Raw genomic sequence first — 1,837 nt, 5'->3', positions numbered from 1 at the left:
AAGTGCGGTTTCATTACCCGAAATGTTTACATAGTTACATTTCGGGGCATACTATACAAAGTCGTTTGCGACGACTTATCGTCTTTGGAATGCTGGGGCACCTACCAAAATCGCCCCCCTTAATTACTGGTCGTGATAGTCGCAACGATATTCGTATCCATCCGTACTTGATTATCTCCGTCGTTAGACCAGCCGCCGACGTGCACGATAAAATATTTACGGTCGAGGGGCATAACCTCGCCCTCTGCAATGCCAGACCAAGAGCCCTGGGGAGGCTTCAAGTGATTACCACACTTGAGCCACACTCTCATTCGCTTTAACGAATTGTATGTATTGGTTACCGCGGTGTCCTCATCCGGCACGGCGGTTTCCTGCATAATGTTCGCGAGCGTAAACTCGCGGTAGGTATGAATCCTGAACGAAGCTGGGTTGAGCTTAACCATCGTGGCGAGGCCGCCATCTACAAACGTATTCTTATAATACTTGCCATTTGGGGCTGCGTTAAATCCAGTTGAAGACATCTGTGAAGTACCCTGTAGGGTTTCCTGCGCGGTCTCCTTGCGTAAAGACACGGTCCACACCCGAACAATACGAGGCGTGAGCGCCGAAAGCGAGTTCTTAGGACTGAACACGGCCTGTATATCGAAGTTCTTGACTATACATTTATTAGGGTCGTCCACGGTGGTGTTACGAGCCTGGAACACCGGCTGAGACGAAAACACAGCCGGGTTCATCAATGGAAGGACATAAAAGTCCCCGTTAGCAAGGTTTATCTGGGCATTATCCGGCCCAGTACCTCCCACAAGAGGCAGAAAGAATTGCGCGTACTGCACGCGCTGATTACTCTTCTTCTTCAAAGAGACCACCTGCTTTTGAAGAGACATTAGCTGCCGCTGCTGAGCAGGGGCAGACCTTCGCCGCAAAATCGAAGACTTGTTGCGGGCCGCCGCGCTGCGGTTCTTACGAGTGTACGTACCGGTGCGTTTGCGCGTACCATAACTTTTACCGGATGTAAAAGGCATTATATTAGGAAAATACCGCTAATTCGCTTAATAAGAGACGATGAATTAGAGGTTAAATTCATCTTCGAGAGATTTTAATAAAAATTCAAACGCACTTCAAAAAAACTGAGTTCCTCGAGTTCCAAATTAAAAAGTTGGGGTAATACTATCCCCCCAACTTTTCGACCCCCTCGCGCGCGCACTCTTTTCCACTCAATCCTTGCCTCGAGATGCCGAGACAAATTTCACCCGCCAATGCTTGGTGTTTTACGCTGAACAACTACACCGAAAACGAGTATGAGTTCTTGAGTTCCAAGTTCCGGAACGAATCTGAAAAATATTTCTATATCGTAGGAAAAGAAGTTGGAGAATCTGGTACGCCACATCTCCAAGGGTATATTGCACTACGAACAAGAGTAAAAAATTCCGCCCGTTGCCGACTTTCGCGGTCAAGCGGGACGAAGGCAGAAACGCGATGCACTTTGAGCGAGCCCGCGGCAATCGCGAACAGAACTACCAGTACTGCAGCAAGGAAGGGAATTTTATTACAAACATCACTCCAGCCGCCGAGCAGCTGGAACTGGCAGAACGCATTCGTGAACAAGCCAAAAAGATGCGCGAACGCATCTCAAAATTGAACGACCGAATAGCCGATGTATTCGTCGGAGTGCAGAGTGAGGCTGACTATGATGCCTGCTATGACATCGCAAAAGCAGACATAGAAGAGCGTAACGCGCTCGTAGAAGAATTTCACCGCCGTGATTATGACTTAATACCCGGGGAATAAAGATATAATATACACCTAAATTTACTATATAAAAATTTAGTGCAGCCTC

3 protein-coding genes and 1 pseudogene are annotated in these 1,837 nt (G+C 47.7%); 2 read left to right on the top strand and 2 right to left on the bottom strand.

Annotated features, from left to right (window positions below; genetic code table 11):
* Window positions 1-119 precede the first annotated feature (119 nt).
* Complete coding sequence (locus tag RINTHH_RS09600; RefSeq protein ID WP_008235898.1) at window positions 120-1,022, bottom strand: hypothetical protein; 903 nt, start codon at window positions 1,020-1,022, stop codon at window positions 120-122.
* Between the two features lie 209 nt (window positions 1,023-1,231).
* Between RINTHH_RS09600 and RINTHH_RS11775 the strand changes: the two are divergent.
* Window positions 1,232-1,363 (top strand): annotated as a pseudogene (locus RINTHH_RS11775) (hypothetical protein); the annotation flags it as partial.
* Here the strand turns inward: RINTHH_RS11775 and RINTHH_RS11285 are convergent.
* Window positions 1,345-1,482 (bottom strand): hypothetical protein, encoded by a 138-nt coding sequence (locus RINTHH_RS11285; RefSeq protein WP_231291188.1) that lies wholly within the window; start codon window positions 1,480-1,482, stop codon window positions 1,345-1,347. The pseudogene RINTHH_RS11775 and the gene RINTHH_RS11285 overlap by 19 nt on opposite strands.
* Before the next feature lie 153 nt (window positions 1,483-1,635).
* Here RINTHH_RS11285 and RINTHH_RS10920 point away from each other — a divergent pair, with 153 nt between their 5' ends.
* Window positions 1,636-1,788, top strand: coding sequence for a hypothetical protein (locus RINTHH_RS10920; RefSeq protein ID WP_155943969.1), 153 nt, complete (start codon window positions 1,636-1,638; stop codon window positions 1,786-1,788).
* Window positions 1,789-1,837: the final 49 nt, after the last annotated feature.

It is taken from the genome of Richelia intracellularis HH01, from assembly GCF_000350105.1.
Lineage (GTDB): Bacteria > Cyanobacteriota > Cyanobacteriia > Cyanobacteriales > Nostocaceae > Richelia > Richelia intracellularis.
Note: the sequence above shows the minus strand (reverse complement) of the source record. Positions and strands in the feature narration are given on the sequence as shown.

Coding starts and splice junctions, on each gene's coding strand:
- RINTHH_RS09600 (WP_008235898.1), bottom strand. CDS start 1,022: ATGCCTTTTACATCCGGTAAAAGTTATGGTACGCGCAAACGCACCGGT.